Source organism: Rummeliibacillus sp. BSL5 (assembly GCF_052928305.1).
Genome location: NZ_JAVGCV010000001.1, coordinates 427,164 through 441,271 on the forward strand (window position 1 = coordinate 427,164; position 14,108 = coordinate 441,271).

Sequence of the window (14,108 nt, forward strand, 5' to 3'; positions counted from 1 at the left end):
GGGGGATTAGAGATGTTAAATTCACAAGAATTAATAAGAGAATTGCGGAAAGGTTATACGCAGGAACAGATTGCAGAAAGGATTGGCGTCTCGCGAGAAACATTTTCTCGATACGAAACTGGACGTATAGAAGCTCCTACATCAATCCTCAAAAGACTTGCGGAAGAGTTTGATAATCCAATATTCAGTCTGCAAGTACAAGCTGAATTTACTGGTACAGGGACACTCTGGCTTGATGGGCCAAATGTAGATTTACATCGCTCCGCGGTAAAAGAAAAGACACTTGAAGAAATGCAAGAGGCTATTGATCAACTTGAAAAAACGAGTTTAGTGAAACCACTTTGGAAAATTGAACACTTTGAAAAACAAAATTTAGAAGAAACGTTAGATGAATTGGTTGAAGCGCAAACAGCAATTGACCATTTGGTAGCAGTGATATGTATGGAAGCAGGAATTAACTATGTGGATTTATGGCAGAAGCATTATAGATCACTTGCTAGCAATGGATATCTAGCGCTAGGGGGAGTATAAATGACGGATTTATACAGAGCAGTAGACGTAGAAAAAGCAGTAGAAGAATTGGAATGCGTAGAAGACTTGCTAGTTGAAGCGGATGCAATGGCAGGCAGCGGTGACCTAGAAAAAGCATTGCAATGTTTGTTGGATGCGCAAAAGTCAATCAAGGTCTTGCAACAAATGCAGAGAATGCGTAATGAGCAAAAGAGGATGCAAGAGATTGTTCAGAAGATGAAAGAAGCTGGTGTAACAATGAAGGTGGTGCAGCTTTATGTATGATCGCTTAGATATGCTAATCATCGTAAGTGTTGCGGTAACTCTTACTATCATTCTTACATCAATGATTTTTTCACATAGACATGAAAATGAATAATAGCTGGCTAACTTGTGCGAGTTAACCAGCTACATGATAAGTCTATCGTTTAGTCATTATAACACGACAGGATAGCTCCTGTCATGAAGCGCATGAGATAAAAACCTATACAAAGAGTTTATCTACTCATGTGCTTCATGATGCGAGTTATTAGCATCAAATAAACAGAAAGGAGGTGCAACAATGTTAGAAAATCCAATGGTAATTGGCCAGGGATTCGAAGAGTCGTATGCAGCTCCAGAAGGTCAATGTGTAGAATGTAGAGATTTTGTATTCCAAGGGTACGAAGGTGTGTTGTTTGAGGATGAGTTGTTTTGCTGCACATCCTGTCTTGAAAGTCACCTTAAGAAGGTTGGGGCTTTGCAAGAAATATAAAAAGACCACTCTCACAAAGTGGTCCCCATTACTAACAGTATTTACGTGATTATCACGAAAGGAGAGAAAATGCATGGTTCAACATTTCATTTCAACAGTTGATATGTCTCGTCAAGATTGGTTGAAACAACGCCAAAAAGGAATTGGCGGCAGTGACAGCTCCGTCATCTTAGGATTTAACAAATGGAAATCACCATTCCAACTTTATCTTGAAAAAACAGGGGAGCATGTTGAAGAAATCGACAATGAGTTTATTTATTGGGGCAATGTTCTTGAAGATGTTGTAGCTAAGGAGTTTGAAGTGCGAACTGGCAAAAAGGTGCGCCGAATGAACAAAATGCTTAAGCATAAAGATTACCCATTCATACAAGCAAACCTAGATCGTGTTGTGGTCGGTGAAAAAGCATTGCTCGAATGTAAAACAACCTCTACCTATAACAAAGAAGTTTGGGATGGGGATAGCGTACCTGCAACTTATATATGCCAGGTGCAACATTATCTAGCTGTCACTGGCTATGAAAAGGCCTATATCGCTGTATTAATCGGTGGAAATCAATTTGTTTGGAAAGAGATTGAGCGTGATGAAGAATTTATAGAATTGCTTATTAATCTCGAGAAAAATTTTTGGGAAAATCACGTACTTACAGAAACACCACCTGAAATTGACGGAAGTCCATCGGCAGCTGAACTTTTACAAAAACTTTATCCAGAAGACGATGGATCTGCAATTGTATTGGATGAACAAGCTAACACATTAATTGAAGCAATAGAGTCTCTTAAATCAGAAAAGAAGAGCCTAGAAAGCCAATTAAAAGAGTATGAGAACAAACTTAAAATGCAACTAGAAAGTGCGTCAGAAGGCTACTCAGAACGCTTTAAGGTGACCTATAAATCACAAACACGAAAAACAATCGATAGTAAGCGTTTGAAGGAAGAAGCGCCGGATGTTTACGAGAAATATACGAAAGAATCCAATGCTCGTGTATTAAAAATTAAGGAGGCAATGAAATGAAGAAAAAAATTGCTGGAATGTCCAAAGAAGAAACGAAACATGTGAAATGTAGTGTTTGTGCAAAAAACTGGCACATTGAAGAAGCTCTTTTTTGCACACGTTGTGGATCAAAATTGAATTTATCAAAAATTGAATCATCAAAAACAAGGATTCTTCAATAATATCAATTACTAATAAATATAAAGGAGAAAATATAATGGCAACTACAACTGAACTAAAAGAACATATGAAGCAACAAGCCCCGGCTCAAACAAACAAAACAAAGACTATTGAGGATTACATGAAACAAATGGCTCCTGCAATGGCAGAAGCTCTACCAAAGCATATGAGCGTTGACCGTTTAACACGCTTGGCTATGACAACAATTAGGACAACCCCAGCTCTGCGTGAAGCTGATGTATCAAGTTTGCTTGGGGCAGTTATGCAAGCGGCTCAACTAGGGTTAGAACCTGGCTTACTTGGCCAATGCTATTTGTTACCATTTAAAAACGGTAAAAAAGGAATTACGGAAGTTCAATTCATCATCGGTTACAAAGGAATGATTGATCTCGCTAGACGTAGTGGTCATATCCAATCTATTTATTCTCATGCAGTCTATGAAAATGATGATTTTGAATATGAACTGGGCCTAGAACCGAAGTTAAAACATACACCGACAATGTCGACGGATAAAGGGTCTTTTGTTGGAGCCTATGCAGTAGCCCATTTCAAAGATGGTGGACATCAATTTGAGTTTATGAGTAAAGCAGATATCGAGAAGCGAAAAGGTCGTTCTAAGGCTGCAAACTCAAACTATTCTCCTTGGTCTACCGATTATGAAGAAATGGCCAAGAAAACCGTGGTCCGTCATATGTGGAAGTACTTACCGATTAGTGTAGAGATGCAAGAGCAAGTGGCTTATGACGAAGGCGTCGGTCGAAGTTTTAAAGATGTTACGCCTGATGAAGATGTATTTGTGCAAGCGCCTGATCAAATTTTAGAAGGCGAAGTAACAGAAGAATAAACGATGAATAATCAAACAAAAGTAGTCCTGCCTGCATGGATTTTCGAGCAGGCTCAGGGCGATAAAGATGAAATTAAAAGACTGGTACTCGACTATATGAAACGCTATGACGGCTATCGAGTGATTAAAGTCAGTAATAGATTAGCAATTTGCGAGACTAACAAAATTTAAGGAGGTTTAGAGATGGGAATCATGCGAGTCGCTAAAAATGGCAACTACACAGTTATGAATCGCACAGCACTTAACGACAAACGGCTCTCATGGAAAGCGAAAGGAATTATAGCTTACATGCTTTCAATGCCAGATGATTGGGTGTTCTATTTTGACGAATTAGTTAAGCATTCTACGGATGGAAAAGCATCCTTTAGAGCTGGTTTAAATGAATTAAAAGAGTGTGGCTATGTTGAGCGAAGACCAGTTCGACAAGGGCAGCGCATAAAAGAGTGGGAAACGATAGTACATGAAGTACCACAAGATAATTCTCTACTTACCGATTTTCAACATGTAGAAAAGCAAGAAGTTGAAAACCAAGAAGTAGATTTTCTAGAAGTAGAGAATCGAACACTACTAAGTACTGATATTAACCAAGTACTGAAAGAACCAAATACTAATAGATTACTAAGTACTAACAACAACCAACCTGACATGAACTTTGTAAAGGTGAAAGACTTTTATGAAAGCAATTTTTCTCTAGTAACTCCAATCGTTGGAGAAATGCTTGGAGGGTTGGTTGATGATTTTGATAAGGATTTAGTTTTATATGCTTTTGAAATTACAGCTTTAAATCCGAAAGTTACTAATCCAATGAGATATGCTACATCGATTTTAAACGGTTGGAAAAAGAACCTAGTAACTACTCGCCAACAAGCTGAAATCTATGAATCTAACAAACGAGGTGAACAGAATGGCCAGAACAATCGACGAAGTCATGCAAGCACTCAAAGCAAGGATAACAATTCAAGAATCTTCGGAGACTATTGCAGCGATTAATTACAACTGTGATAAATGCAAAGATCAAGGCGGTTTTATTGAATGGCGAGAAGCAGATGTGTTTGGAAACGGCCAGTACATTCGCAAAGAAGAGGTTTGGGTGGAATGTTCCTGTGTGAAGCAAAAGAAGATTAATAAATTGCTAAGGACATCGGAGATTACAGATGAATTTCAGAAAATGACTTTCGGTAATTTTCGTACAGAAGGTTATCAAGAGGTCATTAAAAAAATGTACGATACAGCTTTTCAATATTGCCAAGCATTTAACAACATTAAAAATAAACGTTGCAACAGTATTGCATTGATTGGACAACCAGGAGCAGGGAAAACACATCTCTTATCAGCAATTGCAAATGGCATGATTAAGAATTTATTAGTGCCAGTCCTATACTTTCCTTACATCGAAGGAACAGAGGATTTGCGTAGTGACTTTGACCAACTGGCAAATAAAATTCAGCGCTTAAAAGAAGTGGATGTCTTATTTATCGATGATCTGTTCAAGCCCGTTACCAAGATTGTAAATGGCGTAAGAATCAAAGAGCCGAGGGCTACACCGTGGCAAGTTGAAAAAATGTTTGAAGTTATAAATTATCGTTATCTCAATAACAAGCCATTACTTATTTCAAGCGAATTATCGTTTGATGACATGCTGGACATTGACGAAGCGATTTGCACACGAATTTTTGAAATGTGTAGCGATTATACAGTGACGATTAAGCAGGATATTAAATTGAATCACAGATTATTGAAGATGAGGGAGGCAAACTAATGAAACCAACAAACAACATCAAATACATTATTGATCAGATTGTTATCGCCTATTGCCAGTATGAAAAGTTTGGTAATAAGACATTCGGCGACAACTTCGAAAAGTACACAGCAGAGTTAAGGGAAATCACAGGGCTAGATCGTGATGGAGCTTTGGAATATGCAGTCAACTTTTTGTCGGGTGATAGCAGAGTTAAGGGGGTTGCGTGAACTAGCTGTAGGAACAAATATGTTAGTTGAACTGGGCAGAAAAAAATAGCTCCTTATGGCAGAGCTACTTCTTCTTTATTATTTCTATGATTCTAATTAACAAAGTGATTATTATTGACATTAATAAAAATAGTACGAAGCCGATTGGAACCATAAATGTTTCATCTTGAATTAAGTATAGTGTTAATAAAAATAGAATAATACTACCAAAAAATATTGATAGAGTAATTGAAAAGTATCTCATAAAACCCTCCTATTATATCCAATATTATTATATATGGGAGTTTATTGGTAGTACATTTAGTGTTTATTGGATTTACGTGAAATGGAGAAACAAGGTTATAAAAGTTCGCAAGATTTTGAAATTAGAAAGGGAGGTAAGGGTATTGTCAGTGTTTGAATTAATGATTGTAACAGTCACTGTTGCATGGATGTGTCTTGCTATCAAGATGGCGATGGAAACGTAAAGAAAATGAATGATGAAAGTGTATGTCTTTGTGCACGTTGTAATCGGCCTTTAAAATCCAAACAATCCATAAAGTTTGGCATTGGTCCAACTTGTCGGGTACGAAAAGCAGAAGAGGACTTTTTAAAGAATCAAGTAACAATTTTCGATATTTTAGGCGGTGAAAATGATGTCATTAGCGGAACAATTAGCGCAGCTTGCTCCTAAGATGCCAATTGAGGTACTGCAAGATGTGGACAAGCGTATTGCGGATTATCTAGCAAGTGGTGGAAAACCGGAAGGGCCGTACATTGAGCAGCAATTAAGATACATGAGAAATGTCGCTCGTGTATTAGAGCGAAAATAAAAACGGATGAGGTGATTAGATGGCTTGGGGAAGAGATGCTGGAAGAAAAATTCTTCGAGGATATACAGCAATGGACTTACAAAAAAGGATTGATGACTATGAAACTCGCGGCTGGAAGCAAATCAGCAAGATTCAAACTGAAAATAAAAATGGTGGCGCTTATGCGGTGCTAATGGAATTGAACAAAAGAAAACACGCTTGAATCAAGTTCAAACGTGTAAGTGAAAGGGGAGGTAATTAGACTGTTTGCCGACCGTCCACCTCCAATATTATCAATACGGTATTAGAATATACGAATAAGAATCTGTTAAGATTCGTTTTTTATAAAAAACATCATAGCGGAGGCGTAATATGGTCAAAAAAATTAAAGAACATATCATGATTGCTGAAATTGACTTATGTAAAAATGCAGTGTATGTCGTATGTGATGGTCAATTGATTCATTTAGATACACCTCTGAATGGTTACGGTAAACAAGAAATTTCTTGGCAGAGAGGCTTACCGACTCATTCGGAAATCAAATATACACAGAAATTTTAATAGAACTTAAATAGCAATAATTTTAGAAATCTGTTGGCTTCTTTATGAGTAGATGTTTTATGAAAAAAATGTGTTTTTTTGTTTATATTATGAGATAATATAACTATAAATTCAGAAATAGGGAAGGACTTTGTTATGGTTAAAAAGATAATTGATGGAATAGCACTCTCCTTTAAAAATTGGAAAACCGAGTGGGGGAATTTATTTTTACTACTTATTCCTATTGGGTTAGCAATACCGAAGTTTAACAAGTTAATAGTAGGTAAGTGGTATTGGCTTTTGTTAACGATTATTATTTTCTGTGTATGTTGGATACAATCAAATTATTCCAAGGAGAAAATGTCTTCGTTAAAATTATCAAATAGTAAATTAAACAGCCAATTGGATTCAATCAAGAATACAGTAGAATCATTAAATAACACCATTGAAGCAACACCTGAAATGATAATAAAATATATTAACTTTTCTTTAGAATTAACTTATCAGGACAGAATTTCAATATATCGTTATAATATAGCAAATGAATTATTTATCCCTATAGGAAGGTATTCTAAAAATCCTGTATATACAAAAAAGGGTAGAGATACATATTCAAAAGATAATGGTTATATTTCTAAAGCTTGGATGAATGGAACATTTTATGTTGACAAGATTCCTAGTTTCGAAAGAACCCCAAAAAGATATCTTGATTACGTAACAAAGCAAACAGGTATGGAAAGAAGTATTTTAGAAAATATTTCAATGAAGAGTAGATGTTATTTTTGCAAAAATTTAACACACAATGATAGAGCAATAGCAGTAATTGTTATCGAAACAACAAATGAAAAACTAAATCATGATGAACTACACTTATCAGAGTTTTTAGAAGGGCCATTTGGACAGTTATTGGTAGAGTCAATTGAAAATAATTTGCCTTTAGGGGAAGGGTGAGGATTATGAGTAAAATTAATGAAATACTATATTATATTGTCGAGAATTATCCATATAAAGATGAATTATCTAAAACAAGGACTACAAAAATGGTTTACTTAGCTGACTGGGAAAGTTCAATTAAATATAATCATCAGATTACTAATATTGATTGGTACTTTGATCATTATGGCCCGTACGTTAGTGATGTATTTGATGTAGCGGCAAAAGATTCTAAATTGAAAATTATCCATACTTCCTCGGCCTTTGGGAATAATAAGGAACTTCTAGACTTCACCGGCTCTAGTAATGAAAATTTAATTATAAAGCTAAGCAAACAAGAGAAGAAAATATTAGATACTGTTATTAAAGAGACGAAATATTTTAATTGGAATGACTTTATCAAATATGTTTATGCAACTTATCCCATCGTTAATCAAAGAAAATATTCTAATTTAGATTTGCCAGAGTTAGCAAAAGAATATAAAGCGAGTTTAGCAAGTTCTTAAAATACTATAACAACGGGAGCATTGGAATTACATAATTAATCGTTTATTTGGTGCTCTTTTTTATTTGCTAAAAAGGGGATGTGGGATGAATGGTGTTTAACTAAAATGGATAGAGATAAGGTATTAAAAGTTAGAGAAGAATTAATACAGTTATAAAAAGTAGGTATTTAGATTACATAAAGGTGAGCTGACACATTCGGAGATTAAATGTACGCAGAAATTTAAAACTATTTAAAAAGGTAAGTATTGTTGATTTAAAACATTTATGGAATACTAATATTATATTTTTATAAACATTAGGAGAAAACAAATGGTGTCAAAACAAATATTAGATAATTATAATTATAATAAAGAACTATTTGAACAATGTGAAAAATCAATGGAAAATTTACTAGAGTCTTTGTTAGAAGATAATGGATTGAAAGTACACAAGATTGAAAAAAGAGTTAAGGAATTAAAAAGTTTGGAGAAAAAAGTAAACGATAAAAAGAAGTATAATACGTTAGATGAAATAACGGATGTAGTAGGATTAAGAATAATTACTTACTTTGATGATGATGTAGATAAAGTAGCAGAATTATTAAAATCAGAATATGAAGTAGACTGGAAAAATTCTATTGATAAAAGGGTTAAAGAAAAACCTGATGTATTCGGATACTCTTCACTTCATTATGTTTTATCTTTAAATAGCGTTAGAGCAAAAATGACAGAGTATAAACGTTTTAATAATATAAAATTTGAAGTGCAAATTAGATCCATTTTACAACATGCATGGGCAGAAATTGAACATGATTTAGGATATAAATCTGCTGTTGAGGTACCTATTCAAATAAGAAGAGAATTTTCGAGAGTTTCAGGCTTACTTGAACTTGCAGATGCGGAATTTATTAGAATAAAAAATGAATTATCTAAATACGAAGAAAAAGTAAATGGACAATTTGAAAAGAATAAATTAGATATTCCAATAGATAAGGTAAGTATAGAAAAATATCTAGCGTCATCTAGAGTTGTATCTACAATCTATTCTGACATTTTAGAGACAGGGCTTGTTACTGATGGTGAATTTTTGGAAAGTAAGCATATAGTTTCTGATGAAGATTTAAAAAAATTAAAATTATTTAATATAAATACTATTGAAGAATTAGATACTCTACTACAACAAAATAGAGTTTCGCTGCTAGAATTTTTTATAGAATGGATGAAAACGGAAGATCCAGAAGATCTTTCGGTCTCAGTACCTGTTGTAGATAAAAGTATAGTTCTATTTTATTTATATTATATATTGCTAGTGTTAAGGAAGGATGTAGATTTATTGGAGAAATATGTATACGGACTATCGAACTTTTCGGAGCTAGGATCAAAGTCAGTGATTGAAAGTATACAAAGGAAATTTAGTAATTAGGATTAAAGAGATATATTTGAAGGTCAGCTTACGGGAACAACCTGGAGCATCGAATTTACGCAATTACTGCGTTTATTTGGTGCTCCTTTTTTGTTACTTTAATAAGGGGGAGTAGCAATGGAAAACTGGGCAGATAACTTGCTGCAAGAATATAAAGAGAACCGCGCAGCATTACACAAAATGAAAGCAAAAATAGATATAGATAATTTTGAAGATGAAACACAAATCAATAGCATGATTGAGAGTATGACATTCGCAATTGACTGGATGGAAACAGGACGTAATCCAGATGCCTATCGTGGTGTAGATAAAAGATCCATTTATCAAAAGCAGTTCTTTGAATCTATCGACGTTATTCCAGACATTACAGATCAGCTCTATGATATAAATTCAAAGCAGCTTTATATGTCACAAGATGAAAAGAAACGACTAGCTAAAATATTCGCATCTTGGAGTCATAAAGAGAGAATTTGCTATGTAAAACACGTTGTTGAACAAAAAAGTTTTCAACAAATTGCAAATGAGCTAAAACTCAGTAAGAGCACGGTTCAAACCAATATTAATAGAGCAAAAAGTAAGGTTTTTAAGGAGCTTGCATAAAGTTTTTTGTCATACGTTGTCATACGATTTCAGCATATATGAGGGGGATTATAGGGGGAGCAGGTTTTTCCACTTCTCTTAAAAATCAACCCTCAGAGGTTATAAAAACCAACCAACCAACCCAAGAAGATAAATTCCATTGGTTATATCATGCTAAAGAGGAATAAACATTTGGCTTTCAGCCACATTGAGGTCTGTATTTTTTTAAGTACCGTTTCATATAAGCGAATAATGCGGAGCATCTAATAATTAAATACATGCTACAAAGCTAGGTATTCTAGGCTCGGCTGTATTGTTCGTTTATATGAGATGCTAAATCAAAATGATGATGTATATCTCAACATGAATTGAAAACCCCTCATAGAAAGGCTATCGATTACTAGCGGTAGTCTTTTTTATTATGATTATCAAATATGTAATATACACATTTTTTCTATTCTCTTATAGTGAGTCTAGAGGTGTGATATGAAAATAATAGATAAGAATTTTGATAACGGAGTAATTAACGGATTGGCAATGCAACTCGGAATAATTTTAGCACTGTTTGTAATCACCGTTGTAATATTGATAGTTTTATTTAAGGTATTAAGAGTGCCTAATAAGATTGCTGGAACAATGGCTTCGCTTATATTTTTAGTGGCTGCATACTATATTTTTAATTTAGTTTCACATTAGGAAAAGTAAATGTTGATAGTATTATCAGATATGTAATATACTGCCTTGTATATATTTAATATATTTGATAGGGAGGTGAGAAAATTGAATATTAAAGATCAAAGAAAAATAAATAGAACTGTTTCAATTCAAAAGGTACTTCAAAATGCATTATTTACAATACTCATATTGGGTTTTGTATATGCTATGTTTAGCTCATTTTTCCCGGATATTGTTAATATAAATAACACTATTTTTAGAGTAGTTTTGTTTTTTATATTTATATATCTATTATTTAAAAATTTTAATGACTATCAAAAATATGTGGAACACTTAAATTTTAAAGATTCTGTCGCTAGATTAAAAAGAGAAGATAATGCTAAAGAGAAGTTATATTTTTTCGTAATGGAAGAATCAAAAACTATTGATACTGCTAAGGTGAAAATTGATATATTAAAAAGTTTTACTCCCGTCCCATTTATGATCTTTTTATTAGGAGTGTTATGGGATTCAAAATTAAATTTTTTAGAGAAACTAGTTGAATTTGATATTAGTATTAAAGAAACATTTATATTAGTTATGTTTATAATCATTATCTATTACATTTATTCATTTAGAAGTGTGTGGGTTACATATAAATCTGCCATTGATGCTTATTATACTTTTAAATATGAGTATGATATTTATAAAAAGTAAACATTTTATAAGGAAGATAAATTTTAGCATCCTTTTGGGTGCTTTTTATTTTGATTAAAATAAGCAACTATCAAAATGAGAGGATTGGAGGAAATAATTTGCTACCAGAAATCATTAAAATAGCGGGCATTGACTACAATATTGAGCTAGTAAATGAAATAGATGATGATCCAAGGATGATGGGAGCATGTGTATATCAAAAAACGGTCATTAAAATTAAGAATGGAATGTCTACAGATAAAAAGAATCAAACATTAATACATGAAATGTTACATGCATGTTTGAATGAGGCAGGTTTTGAAGAGCAGGATGAAGATATGGTAAATCGTTTGGGGATAGTGTTGTATCAAGTATTAAAAGAAAATAATTTTAGTTTTAATCTAGAAGGCATCACTTAAGATGCCTTTCTCAGACATTACTTTTCAGTGCGGACACCTTTAAACTTACCGCCAGAAGTCTTTTGGTCCATAAACTGACCATTACCGGCATTTCGTTTAATATAGTTACCATTAGGAGCTTTAAACTGACTACGCCCTTTCACGGCTCCTTTGCGGTGGTTACCTGCATTTTTTGCCATAATATCACCTTCTTTTATATGGAATAACTATAGTACGAATTAAACAGGTAAAAAGATTCAATTTCGGAGGTGGTGAAATGATTGCCAAGAGCACGTGACCCGAACAGGGATAAAGCAAAAAAACTGTATTTAGAATCAAGCGGAAAGATGCTATTGAAAGATATTGCTGAGCAGCTTGAAAAGTCTGATTCTCAGATTCGAAAGTGGAAAAATCAAGATAAATGGGCCGACCATTTGAAAGGTAACGTTACTAATCAATCGAAAGGCAACGTTACTAAACGAAAAGCAGTTAATAAAGTTGATGGTCAGAAGGAAAGCAAGAGCTCAGGTGCTTACAGGAGCAACCCGAAGAACCAGTTCACAAAACGGAATGAAGCCTCGGTTAAACATGGCTTCTATCGTAAGTGGTTACCGCAAGATATGTTAGAGATCATCGAGGACACCAAAACCATGACATTAGCAGATAGGTTATGGTTTCAGATTGAAACGAAATTCGCATCACTTATCCAGTTGCATAAAATCATGTTCGTTGAAAATCGCTTTGACACTTTGCGAGAAGAAGATATGACCGCGGATGGTCAGACAGGCTCCTCAACTCGCTACAAGGTTGTGTATGCCTTTGAGCAATATGCTGAGTACATTAAGACAGAAGCCCGCTTAACAGCCGAATGGCGCAATGTGGTGAAGCAATTCTTGGAGCTTTCGGATGAATACGATGAGCGCCGTATGAAGCTAGAGCAAATGCAGCTAAATATTGAGAAGACCAAGACGGACATTGAACGCAATAACATTGCTATTCGAAAAGAAACTGGTGAGGAAGAAGAATACGAAGACGATGGATTCATCGAAGCACTTGGATGCACAGAGGTGAGTTGGGATGATTAAACGAAAGAAAAAGTCCGCTCTCTTCAAGTTCTCGCCGTTTAGTATGAAACAAAAGAAAGTCCTCACCTGGTGGGTACATGGTAAGTCGCCATACAAGGACAAAGACGGTATCATCTGCGACGGATCAGTCCGAGCCGGTAAAACGGTTGTGATGTCTCTCTCATACATCATGTGGGCGATGGAAAGCTTTGACGATGAAAACTTAGGCATGGCCGGTAAAACAATAGGGTCATTTAGACGTAATGTTTTCAAGCCTTTGCAAAAGATGTTACGTAGCAGGAAGTATCAAGTCAAAGAGCATCGTACAGAGAATATGTTTACCGTTACGAAGAATGGCAAGACAAATCACTTTTACTACTTCGGCGGTAAAGATGAAGCTTCACAAGATCTTATCCAAGGTATTACGCTTGCCGGAATGTTCTTTGATGAAGTAGCGCTTATGCCGAAATCATTTGTTGACCAAGCGACGGCGCGTTGTTCTGTTGAAGGTGCAAAGTTCTGGTTCAACTGTAACCCAGCAGGCCCTTATCATTGGTTTAAAACGGAGTTTATCGACAAGATGGAAGAGAAGAATCTATTCCAGATTCATTTCTTGATGGATGACAACCCGTCATTGTCTGAACGTGTAAAAGAGCGTTATAAGCGGATGTATAGCGGAGTATTCTTCAAGCGCTTCATTCTTGGGTTATGGGTACTTGCCGAGGGCGTTATCTATGACATGTTCGATAAGGAAAAGCATGTTGTTGAAACTGTTGAACGCGAATATGAAAAATATTATGTCAGCATTGACTATGGTACTCAGAACCCTACAACATTTGGTTTGTGGGGTCTTTTTGATGGCGTTTGGTATAAGACAAAGGAATATCACTATGACGGGCGTCAGAAGTCAAAACAGAAGACTGATGAAGAGTATGCAAATGATTTAGAACAATTCATTGGTGATGTTTCTCACTTTAAAGGTATTATCGTAGATCCATCCGCAGCATCTTTCATAGCTGTTTTAAAGAAGCGCGGTTTGCATGTGATTAAAGCAAAAAACGATGTGCTAGACGGCATTCGTAACGTAGCAACAGCCTTAGAAAAGCAATTGATTAAGTACAATGATTGCTGCAAAGAAACCTTTCGAGAGTTTTCATCTTACATTTGGGATGAGAAAGCTGCAGATCGTGGAGAAGATAAGCCAGTAAAGCAGAATGACCACCAAATGGATGGTGACAGATACTTTGTGAATACAGTTGTTATGAAGAAACGTGGTATTTCACTATTAAAGTAAGGAG

24 protein-coding genes are annotated in these 14,108 nt (G+C 34.9%); 23 read left to right on the forward strand and 1 reads right to left on the reverse strand.

From position 1 onward, the window contains the following. Positions 1-12: 12 nt before the first annotated feature. The 21 genes from RCJ93_RS02160 to RCJ93_RS02260 all read left to right on the forward strand — a co-directional run bounded on the left by RCJ93_RS02160 (position 13) and on the right by RCJ93_RS02260 (position 11,767). Positions 13-531 carry a helix-turn-helix domain-containing protein gene (locus tag RCJ93_RS02160; protein ID WP_446738250.1) on the forward strand — a complete coding sequence of 173 codons (519 nt, stop codon included), beginning with the start codon at positions 13-15 and terminating at the stop codon, positions 529-531. Next, entirely contained in the window at positions 532-795 is a 264-nt protein-coding gene (locus tag RCJ93_RS02165; protein ID WP_446738251.1) for a hypothetical protein, read from the forward strand. Between the two features lie 277 nt (positions 796-1,072). Continuing rightward, positions 1,073-1,264, forward strand: a complete 192-nt coding sequence (locus RCJ93_RS02170; RefSeq protein WP_446738252.1) for a hypothetical protein — start codon at positions 1,073-1,075, stop codon at positions 1,262-1,264. 73 nt (positions 1,265-1,337) lie between these two features. Next, positions 1,338-2,276 carry a YqaJ viral recombinase family nuclease gene (locus tag RCJ93_RS02175; RefSeq protein WP_446738253.1) on the forward strand — a complete coding sequence of 313 codons (939 nt, stop codon included), beginning with the start codon at positions 1,338-1,340 and terminating at the stop codon, positions 2,274-2,276. Then, positions 2,273-2,437 carry a hypothetical protein gene (locus tag RCJ93_RS02180; RefSeq protein ID WP_446738254.1) on the forward strand — a complete coding sequence of 55 codons (165 nt, stop codon included), beginning with the start codon at positions 2,273-2,275 and terminating at the stop codon, positions 2,435-2,437. Before RCJ93_RS02175 ends, RCJ93_RS02180 begins: the two co-directional genes overlap by 4 nt. A gap of 35 nt (positions 2,438-2,472) precedes the next feature. Then, positions 2,473-3,279 (forward strand): recombination protein RecT, encoded by an 807-nt coding sequence (recT, locus tag RCJ93_RS02185; RefSeq protein ID WP_446738255.1) that lies wholly within the window; start codon positions 2,473-2,475, stop codon positions 3,277-3,279. A 3-nt stretch (positions 3,280-3,282) separates the two neighbouring features. After that, positions 3,283-3,450: a hypothetical protein gene (locus RCJ93_RS02190; protein ID WP_446738256.1), complete on the forward strand. Its 168-nt coding sequence runs from the start codon at positions 3,283-3,285 to the stop codon at positions 3,448-3,450. 12 nt (positions 3,451-3,462) lie between these two features. Then, positions 3,463-4,269, forward strand: coding sequence for a DnaD domain-containing protein (locus tag RCJ93_RS02195; RefSeq protein ID WP_446738257.1), 807 nt, complete (start codon positions 3,463-3,465; stop codon positions 4,267-4,269). Further along, positions 4,184-5,038 (forward strand): DnaA ATPase domain-containing protein, encoded by an 855-nt coding sequence (locus RCJ93_RS02200; protein WP_446738258.1) that lies wholly within the window; start codon positions 4,184-4,186, stop codon positions 5,036-5,038. The genes RCJ93_RS02195 and RCJ93_RS02200 overlap by 86 nt, the downstream gene beginning before the upstream one ends. Next, positions 5,038-5,247 (forward strand): hypothetical protein, encoded by a 210-nt coding sequence (locus tag RCJ93_RS02205; RefSeq protein ID WP_446738259.1) that lies wholly within the window; start codon positions 5,038-5,040, stop codon positions 5,245-5,247. The genes RCJ93_RS02200 and RCJ93_RS02205 overlap by 1 nt, the downstream gene beginning before the upstream one ends. A 472-nt stretch (positions 5,248-5,719) precedes the next feature. Next, positions 5,720-5,920: a DUF6011 domain-containing protein gene (locus RCJ93_RS02210; RefSeq protein WP_446738943.1), complete on the forward strand. Its 201-nt coding sequence runs from the start codon at positions 5,720-5,722 to the stop codon at positions 5,918-5,920. Then, positions 5,883-6,059: a DUF6877 family protein gene (locus RCJ93_RS02215; RefSeq protein ID WP_446738260.1), complete on the forward strand. Its 177-nt coding sequence runs from the start codon at positions 5,883-5,885 to the stop codon at positions 6,057-6,059. Before RCJ93_RS02210 ends, RCJ93_RS02215 begins: the two co-directional genes overlap by 38 nt. Positions 6,060-6,078: 19 nt before the next feature. Beyond that, positions 6,079-6,261, forward strand: a complete 183-nt coding sequence (locus RCJ93_RS02220; protein WP_249775577.1) for a hypothetical protein — start codon at positions 6,079-6,081, stop codon at positions 6,259-6,261. A gap of 149 nt (positions 6,262-6,410) precedes the next feature. Continuing rightward, complete coding sequence (locus RCJ93_RS02225) at positions 6,411-6,599, forward strand: DUF3954 domain-containing protein (RefSeq protein WP_446738261.1); 189 nt, start codon at positions 6,411-6,413, stop codon at positions 6,597-6,599. A 135-nt stretch (positions 6,600-6,734) separates the two neighbouring features. Continuing rightward, on the forward strand, positions 6,735-7,529 hold the full coding sequence (locus RCJ93_RS02230; RefSeq protein WP_446738262.1) for a hypothetical protein: 795 nt from the start codon (positions 6,735-6,737) through the stop codon (positions 7,527-7,529). Between the two features lie 5 nt (positions 7,530-7,534). Beyond that, positions 7,535-8,017: a Panacea domain-containing protein gene (locus tag RCJ93_RS02235; RefSeq protein ID WP_446738263.1), complete on the forward strand. Its 483-nt coding sequence runs from the start codon at positions 7,535-7,537 to the stop codon at positions 8,015-8,017. Positions 8,018-8,330: 313 nt separating this feature from the next. Further along, on the forward strand, positions 8,331-9,419 hold the full coding sequence (locus RCJ93_RS02240) for a GTP pyrophosphokinase (protein WP_446738264.1): 1,089 nt from the start codon (positions 8,331-8,333) through the stop codon (positions 9,417-9,419). Between the two features lie 117 nt (positions 9,420-9,536). Continuing rightward, positions 9,537-10,019 carry a sigma factor-like helix-turn-helix DNA-binding protein gene (locus tag RCJ93_RS02245; protein ID WP_446738265.1) on the forward strand — a complete coding sequence of 161 codons (483 nt, stop codon included), beginning with the start codon at positions 9,537-9,539 and terminating at the stop codon, positions 10,017-10,019. A 465-nt stretch (positions 10,020-10,484) separates the two neighbouring features. Beyond that, positions 10,485-10,694, forward strand: a complete 210-nt coding sequence (locus tag RCJ93_RS02250; RefSeq protein WP_446738266.1) for a hypothetical protein — start codon at positions 10,485-10,487, stop codon at positions 10,692-10,694. Positions 10,695-10,778: 84 nt separating this feature from the next. Then, positions 10,779-11,369 (forward strand): hypothetical protein, encoded by a 591-nt coding sequence (locus RCJ93_RS02255; protein WP_446738267.1) that lies wholly within the window; start codon positions 10,779-10,781, stop codon positions 11,367-11,369. Between the two features lie 98 nt (positions 11,370-11,467). After that, positions 11,468-11,767, forward strand: a complete 300-nt coding sequence (locus RCJ93_RS02260) for an ImmA/IrrE family metallo-endopeptidase (protein ID WP_446738268.1) — start codon at positions 11,468-11,470, stop codon at positions 11,765-11,767. A 17-nt stretch (positions 11,768-11,784) separates the two neighbouring features. On the opposite strand, the gene RCJ93_RS02265 is transcribed toward RCJ93_RS02260, so the two are convergent. Continuing rightward, positions 11,785-11,946, reverse strand: coding sequence for a hypothetical protein (locus RCJ93_RS02265; protein ID WP_446738269.1), 162 nt, complete (start codon positions 11,944-11,946; stop codon positions 11,785-11,787). Between the two features lie 81 nt (positions 11,947-12,027). Here RCJ93_RS02265 and terS point away from each other — a divergent pair, with 81 nt between their 5' ends. Both terS and RCJ93_RS02275 read left to right on the forward strand, forming a co-directional pair. Next, positions 12,028-12,831, forward strand: coding sequence for a phage terminase small subunit (terS, locus tag RCJ93_RS02270; RefSeq protein ID WP_446738270.1), 804 nt, complete (start codon positions 12,028-12,030; stop codon positions 12,829-12,831). After that, positions 12,824-14,104, forward strand: coding sequence for a PBSX family phage terminase large subunit (locus RCJ93_RS02275; RefSeq protein WP_446738271.1), 1,281 nt, complete (start codon positions 12,824-12,826; stop codon positions 14,102-14,104). The genes terS and RCJ93_RS02275 overlap by 8 nt, the downstream gene beginning before the upstream one ends. Positions 14,105-14,108: the final 4 nt, after the last annotated feature.